Here is a 6,954-nt window from a genome sequence, read left to right on the forward strand (position 1 = left end):
CTCTTCCCGCTGATGGCGAAAACGGCCCATATGTAGAGGGCCTCGCCAACCGTCCTCGGCTCAGCGCTTTATGGTGGCAAGGCTCGCCTGGCGAGCGGAGCGAATCAGCAGCCAGGCGCAGAGGATCAGCTTGAGCATATCGAGGGCGGTGTAGATCAGGTGAAGTTTCCGGAAGCGTATCAGCTCAGGGGACACCATGGTCCTGGGAACAAAGTCCAGACTTCGGCCGAGCGGCAGCAGCAGTTGATTGAGCAGTAGCAACACAATGACGATGACGAAGACCATTGCGGCAATAGTGATCACTGTGCGGTCCAGGGGTCTCAGCCCGAAGGCGGTCGCGACGATGGCTGCGCCGAGCGCAAGTTGAGTAAGCCCCCAAGCGCTGAAAAAAAGCCGATTTAATTCTGCGACGAGATAGCGCAGGACACTGCGGGCCTCATCGTGCGCAAGGGGCGTGATGGCGCGCGAGAACTCAACAGTTGGCGCAGACAGCAGCCGATCGACTGTGCGAAAATTCTGCGTCGCCACGAACGCCATCAGCAAGGTACCTGTAATCCACCCACCCAGCAACGTGATCAGCAGTGCTCTCATCGCCCTCCCATCGCCCGACTCAGTCCTGTTGTCTTGACGTTTATCCTGATGCCCTATGCCTGAACAAGTTCAGGGGTGAGGACCCACAGCAGTCGAAAGCCCCTTTCGGTCTTGGCCAGGCAGACCATCGTCCCCGTATCCGGCCGGATGATCTCCTCCTCGCTATCGCCGAGTACCAGAGCCGAGACGAGACGGCTCAGGTGCGGCAGATGGCCCACGAGCATCAGTGGTTCCCCGGCGGCCTCCAGCTCGGTGCGAACTCTATCCGGCTCGTCACCCGGCGCGAGCCCCTCGACTTGCCGGATGCCGAGTCGCGGCGCGAGGTGTTCGGTCAGAATCTCGGCGGTCTGCCGTGCGCGCAGCTTATCCGAGTGGCGGATCTGCGCCACCTCAAGTCCCAGGATCGCGGCGTGCCGGGCTACTCGCTGCACCTCCTCGCGCCCGCGATCGCTCAGTGGCCGGGCCGGATCCTCCATGTCGGCCTTCGCCGCTCCATGTCGCATCAGGTAGTGCCGCAACACCGTTTCGACGGCCATCCTTACCTCCGGCGGTATGTTCCCATCAACTCCGCCTGGCCGAGGATATGACCCTGTATCGCCTTCTCCAGATCCTTCTTGGTCGCGCTTGTGGGGAGGTCCAACGCCGTATCGAGCGCATATAGTTTGAAGAAATACCGATGGGTCCCGGAAGGTGGACAGGGGCCGCCATAGCCGATCCGCCGGAAATCGGTGGTTCCCTGTTTGGCCCCGTTCGGCAGCGACGCTGTCTTGGGTAGATTCTCATCGAGCGCCCTGGCGCCGGCGGGGATATTCCACATGACCCAATGGACCCACGTGCCGACGGGGGCATCAGGATCGTCCGAAATGAGGGCAAAGCCACTCGTCCCGGCCGGGGGGTCTGACCAGCTTAGCGGTGGGGAGATGTCCTGCCCATCACACGTGTACTTGGCTGGAATCATTTCACCAGCCTGAAACGACTGACTCTTCAGTTCCATCTTCGCCCCTCCTGCGCCGATCAGCAGCGCGGCAAGCCCAACAGCGATAGCCAGCCTCATCCCCACTCCGAACGGGGCCATCGTCTCTTCCAGAGCTTCGCGACAACGCATTCAGCATTTCTCAATCGACTGCCGGTACCAGGATTGGTCGTACCCCTTCAACTCCGCCTTCTCCGCATCCTTCAGGACAACGAACGGCGATCTGGATTCTACCATTACGGCGATCTCCTCCAGAAATGGCAGGTCTTTCGGGCCAGGCGTCTGTTTCCGAGCGATGTTGGCCAGGAGCCTCAGATCTGGGCCGTGGGCCAGACCGGCCGGATGTAACGTCATGAATCCGTCTGTGATCTCTGGCCGCGCGCCGTACCCCTTGTGGTTGAAGAGGACCTCATCGACCCAATTGAGATGGTGATACGGCAGGCTGTGGATCCATCGAGGCAGAAAAACCTGCATCGCCATCCCTTCATCCTCGCTCACGAAGACGGTGAGCTTCTTCGGATCGAGGTGAACGTGTGGCGAGGACAGCGCAACCAGATCGTCCAGGCGCAAGATGAACGGCCACACCTCTCCCTCCCACGCCACGATATCGAAGACCGGCGCTGCGTATGTAAGTAACGTGAAGTTGCCCAGTCGTCTTTTGACGATAACCTTCGTAGCCTCGTCGCCGCTGAGCGGCGGATGAAGGGCGGCAAGAGGCTTCGGCTCCGGCGGAATCGGCGCTGCCGGTGAAAAGGGCCAGGGCTGCTGATCGCCCATCCAGTAATCGTAGGGGCGAAACAGCCGCTTCGGGATTTCATAGAGGAGGATAGATACCCTGCCGGTCAAGAGAAACGAATAGGTGGCGCCTCGCGGGAGGAACACGAAATCGCCTTCCCGAATCTGTTCAAGCAGTCCGAAATCGGTGATGAGACTCAAGGGGTGTTCGGCCCGATGAACAAAATAGAGCTCATGGCAGTCCGCATGGCGAGAGAGCGGTTGCCACTTTCCGGCGTCCCCGAAATCGCCATTACAGACCCGAATGGTGACATCGTTGCTTGAGAGAATAGGGACGAAGGAGCCGGACGTGGCCATCTCTGTAGCGTGGAAGGCGTGCCTCCGGAGAGGACGATCCTCCCCTATAGGCCGTTCGACGTGCGCGTTAAACAAGGGGTGGTCGGGCATCATCGTGCTTTCGACGATGGCGGTTGGAGGGCGCTCCATCAGCAGTTCCGTGCCGAATTCGAGTTTGTAGCTCGAAAGATCCCTCGGAGGGCGGCCGCTCCCGTGCCAGTCCGTAAGAGCCGTCTGATAGTCAGACCGGATCCGTCGCTCGGTCTGTGTCAGATTCATAAGCTTTGGAACGTACTCCATCTGTGTCTATCCTTTACGCACACTCATCTCATTCTGAGAACGGGTCCCAGTCCGGCGGGATGGCGTCAAAATCAAGGACCCAGATCGGGTTGCCGGCCTCTTGGAACTCCTCCATGCACCGATACAGCGCCTGGACCGTGGCATGGTGGAAATGCGTGGGATCGCGATCAAACAGGTCGAGGCGTTGATTGAGCTCGAGAAAGGGGCCGGCCGCCGGGTTCGGCGAGCGGAAGAGCGAGCCGGTGAACATCTGCAGGAGCCGGCTGCGATCGTCATATAGGATGGGGGTGATGTAGTGGACTCCAAGCTGCTCGGTGATCCGACGGTACGTCTCGATCGATTCTCCCTCAACGCGGAGCGCGATATGCTGGATCCCTTCTCCACAGCACTTGATAATGTGTGAGACCTGCGACTCTCCCCTCCGGTCGATTCCCTCCACCGGCGCGATATAGCCGGCCCCCGGCATCTTGCCGAGCTGGATGGCGACGGTCTTCATGCTGGAAGGGGCCTCCGGATCATTGACATCGTGGCTTTTGTAGGTCACCTGACCTCCCTGGAGTGCGCGCATGAACAGATAGGCAGTCTCCCGGAGGCTCTGTGTCGCGAGCGCCGCATGATCGAGCTTCAACGTGAATGCACCCCACAGTTCTGCCAGGAGGAGATCCCGTTCCGCCTCGGTCAAGCCGCCTGGCCCCACATGCGCCCTATCCATCCTTTTTGCTCCCTCTCGTGAACGGGTTGTTCAGGATCCCAATCCCCTCGACCTCCATCTCCACGACGTCTACCGTATTGTCCGCTGCAAGCCAGGGATACTTCCCGGACATTTCGGCGATCGAGCCGCCCCCAAAGGTTCCGGACCCGATGAGCGTTCCGGCGTCGAGAATCAAGGGCTGTTGAGAGAGGTAGGCGATGATTTTCGGAAAGGTCCACAATGTCGAGTCGGTGCATGCCTGGGCTTCCAGACGAACCTCGCCGTTCACCCGCAGGACGATGTGAGGGTTTCGCTTCGTAAACTCCGCATACGGCAGAAAACGCGGCCCGAGCGCCTTCCCGAGGATCGACTTGCTCCGCGCAGGGCCAAGCCCCAGTTGATTATCCTCTGCCTGAAGACACCGGCAGGAGAGATCGTTGAGGATGGTGACACGACCATGCTCCCGCAGAAACTCCTCCGCCTCTTCCTCGGTCCACCCTGCTTGTGTCGCCTGATCGAGCAGGAGTGCAATCTCGAACTCGTAGTCCGGTCTTTGGACCGTGCGCGGAATGAGCAGTGTCTCGCCGGAGTCGTGGATCTCATGCCGACCAAGGGCGAGCGCATAGTACGCCCACCTGGCACTGCGAAGTTCGAGACTTTTTTGGATCTCCTCATCGCTCAGCCCTCGAGTCCTTCCCATGCCGATGATGTGTCTGGCATCGGAGATGCCGTCCAGGAATCTGATCGGATAGGTGAGCTGATCCTTGATCGAGGCAGTGGTCATGGGCTTGACCTTTCCAGGCGAGCAATGATTTCCGCATTCGCCTCTTGCCAGGGACGCAGTCCGGGCGCATTCGCGGGGCAGGCATCCGGGTTGTGATTCGTCACTGCGACGTGGAATGCGATGTACAGGTTGTCAGAAAATCTGTTCCGAAGCTCCTCGTTGAGTGGTGAGGTCCCGAGGGCAATCGCGGCCGTACCGATGACGTGACCGCCGGCACGGATGGCCGCTTCCGGTAGTCGAAATCCGATACACCGACCGCCGGTCAAACTGGTCAGATTAAACGTCAACACCGATGCGTCGGTGGGAACGCTCCCCTCGGTAGTGTTACCGAATCGCCCGCTGGGCTTGGTCTCGAGATAGACCGGCTTGGCACCAACGGCTTTGGAAAGCCTCTCGACGAAGACCCGGACTGCGCCAGTACCCGGAGCGAATATACATTGAGGCCGGAGTTCCTTCGCCGTCATCCATGCCGCAACGTCTTCGACGAGCCATGAAGCACATTCCGAGAGCTGAACAATTGCCTCGGTGGAGAAGTAGGCTTCGAGATGCACCTGTGGTCCATCATGATCCGAGGGGTACGCCAGATGCTGCCCGGTCAAGAATGGATTCGCCTCCCTGATGATCCTGCGCGCTCGCTCTGCATCCAGAGTCGGCGATACGAGCGTCACGCCTTCAGCGATCCTCATCGACCCCTCGCGTCCGTCACGCAAGAGCCTTCCTGGCCGAGTTGAGTCCTTCCCAGAAAATATAGAGGGCATCAAGCGCTCGTCGCCCGCCCTCTATGAATTTGTCTTCATCGAACCCTGGGCGAGAAAAGCTTTTCAACAGCTCGCCATGCACATTCTCCCCATGCCCTGTTTCAAGCTCGAAGTGATGCTCGAAAAATCCGAGAGGGATCAGCTCCAGACCATGGGGCAGACGCTGTTTGTCATTGTAGCCCTTCAGTCCGATGATGAGCTGCTTCCAGAAGTTTTTGGATTCCGCCTCCGCGCCTTTCCCGATACCCCACGCCGCCCACGTCTCGATTCCGTAACTGGCGCCGGTGGCGACCAGCCAATCGAGGCTTCCATACGCCTTCTCAAGCTCAATGAGAAAGCGCCGTGTCGGTGGGGTGGCGGTTCTCCAGTTGCCTAACCGCTCCGGATCCAGTGTGAGTGGCGCGCAGGTCTGGCGCAACCATTCGATATGTGCCCACTCCGTTCTGAACGTCTGGTTCTCCGGGGTCTTATCCTGGCCAAGTCTCACGCCGCATTCGTTGACAAGGATGTGGCGCGCCAGCCTTTCGCCTTCAAGGTTTGTCGCGCGAGCGACTCGCTTGGCCTGTATTGGGACAAAATGTTTGGAAAAGACCCCGAACTGTTCAAGGAAATGGATGACTTGAGCGGTGTTGGCTTCCCCACGACTGAACCAGGCACAGAACCTGTTGTTCCTGATCGCTTGATGCCGGTGAACCTTCAGTTCGACCTTCTTCCAGAAGGCGGCAAATCGCTTGTGTCCGGCATTGCTCTGCATGGCGCCCTCTCCGACATCAGGAAATCAATAACGGTAATGAGAAGCCTGCCAAGAATCAGGAAAGGTATTATAAGCCCTTATTTGGCAACTAGTTATAATCTAATCTGTGACTTACGATATGTCAAGGAACTATGCTCTCTGATACGACGATGATCTACACTCACGTGTTGAACTGAGGGAGTAGGGGGGTCCACAGCCCAGTTGAGAGACTCGGATTGGGTGCGGGAAGGTCGCTGTCGGAAGACTGGATAGGCTGCCAATTGTTAGGGAGATGGGCCGCAGAAGCCGGCAGGGTTTATCGGCCAGAATAGTCTTGGCTGGTTGGGCTAAGTGTGGGAGATTTCAAGTACATTCGTTGTTGAGACGTGGAGCCGTCTTCGGAGATAGGCCGTCGGCTTTTGTCGGCCTCTCAAGCGGCTCACTTAATAGTTAAGCAGACAAGATGATCACCTCAAACGTCATTCACCGCGTATTCCGCATCCGGCACGGTGGAAACGAGGCCACGGGATTCACGCTCGATGTTGACGACCGTCAGTACATCGTGACAGCGAGACATGCCGTAGCGACATTGCAAGATTCTGGCGCAGTCGACATCTTTGCGCACGGGGTATGGAATTCGAGTCCCGCTCGCCTCGTTGGGCATGCTCCGGGAGAACGTGACATCTCGGTCCTGGCCGTTGACCGTCAGCTCACGCCTGGGCGACTAACGATGGAACCGACCAGCAAGGGTGTCATTTACGGCCAGGATGTCTTTTTTCTTGGGTTTCCATATGGTCTGCTCGGCAAGTTTCTCCTGACGGAGCACGGGCACCCGCTGCCGCTCGTCAAGAAGGCAACGGTTTCCTTGTTTCAAAGTGACGAAGTGTTCCTCCTTGACGGCCATAACAACCCCGGGTTCAGCGGCGGAGTACCTCCCCCAATAAAGTGGACACCCACACCTAACAATGGAGGGGGGTCCAATGCGAGGCGTCAAGCGCTGTCAGGTGTCCACAGGACGGATGAAGAAGCATCGCTACAGCAATGAGTTCAAGG

At 58.6% G+C, this 6,954-nt stretch carries 9 protein-coding genes; 1 reads left to right on the forward strand and 8 read right to left on the reverse strand.

The genetic code is table 11. The annotated features are described in order from the left end of the window. Positions 1-60: 60 nt before the first annotated feature. The 8 genes from PHV01_RS10825 to PHV01_RS10860 are packed head-to-tail and all read right to left on the reverse strand — an operon-like array spanning position 61 to position 5,922. On the reverse strand, positions 61-591 hold the full coding sequence (locus PHV01_RS10825; protein WP_337291171.1) for a hypothetical protein: 531 nt from the start codon (positions 589-591) through the stop codon (positions 61-63). Positions 592-644: 53 nt separating this feature from the next. Continuing rightward, entirely contained in the window at positions 645-1,127 is a 483-nt protein-coding gene (sixA, locus tag PHV01_RS10830; protein ID WP_337291172.1) for a phosphohistidine phosphatase SixA, read from the reverse strand. A 2-nt stretch (positions 1,128-1,129) separates the two neighbouring features. After that, on the reverse strand, positions 1,130-1,696 hold the full coding sequence (locus tag PHV01_RS10835) for a YbhB/YbcL family Raf kinase inhibitor-like protein (RefSeq protein WP_337291173.1): 567 nt from the start codon (positions 1,694-1,696) through the stop codon (positions 1,130-1,132). Beyond that, complete coding sequence (locus tag PHV01_RS10840) at positions 1,697-2,935, reverse strand: homogentisate 1,2-dioxygenase domain-containing protein (protein ID WP_337291174.1); 1,239 nt, start codon at positions 2,933-2,935, stop codon at positions 1,697-1,699. It lies immediately after the preceding gene. 28 nt (positions 2,936-2,963) lie between these two features. Next, positions 2,964-3,647 carry a hypothetical protein gene (locus PHV01_RS10845; RefSeq protein WP_337291175.1) on the reverse strand — a complete coding sequence of 228 codons (684 nt, stop codon included), beginning with the start codon at positions 3,645-3,647 and terminating at the stop codon, positions 2,964-2,966. Beyond that, positions 3,640-4,410: a fumarylacetoacetate hydrolase family protein gene (locus PHV01_RS10850; protein WP_337291176.1), complete on the reverse strand. Its 771-nt coding sequence runs from the start codon at positions 4,408-4,410 to the stop codon at positions 3,640-3,642. Before PHV01_RS10850 ends, PHV01_RS10845 begins: the two co-directional genes overlap by 8 nt. After that, positions 4,407-5,096: a hypothetical protein gene (locus PHV01_RS10855; protein ID WP_337291177.1), complete on the reverse strand. Its 690-nt coding sequence runs from the start codon at positions 5,094-5,096 to the stop codon at positions 4,407-4,409. The genes PHV01_RS10850 and PHV01_RS10855 overlap by 4 nt, the downstream gene beginning before the upstream one ends. 16 nt (positions 5,097-5,112) lie before the next feature. After that, a complete protein-coding gene (locus PHV01_RS10860; RefSeq protein WP_337291178.1) occupies positions 5,113-5,922 on the reverse strand; it encodes a hypothetical protein in 810 nt (269 codons plus the stop codon). 442 nt (positions 5,923-6,364) lie between these two features. Here PHV01_RS10860 and PHV01_RS10865 point away from each other — a divergent pair, with 442 nt between their 5' ends. Further along, complete coding sequence (locus PHV01_RS10865) at positions 6,365-6,946, forward strand: trypsin-like peptidase domain-containing protein (RefSeq protein WP_337291179.1); 582 nt, start codon at positions 6,365-6,367, stop codon at positions 6,944-6,946. Positions 6,947-6,954: the final 8 nt, after the last annotated feature.

This window comes from Candidatus Methylomirabilis sp., assembly GCF_028716865.1.
Lineage (GTDB): Bacteria > Methylomirabilota > Methylomirabilia > Methylomirabilales > Methylomirabilaceae > Methylomirabilis.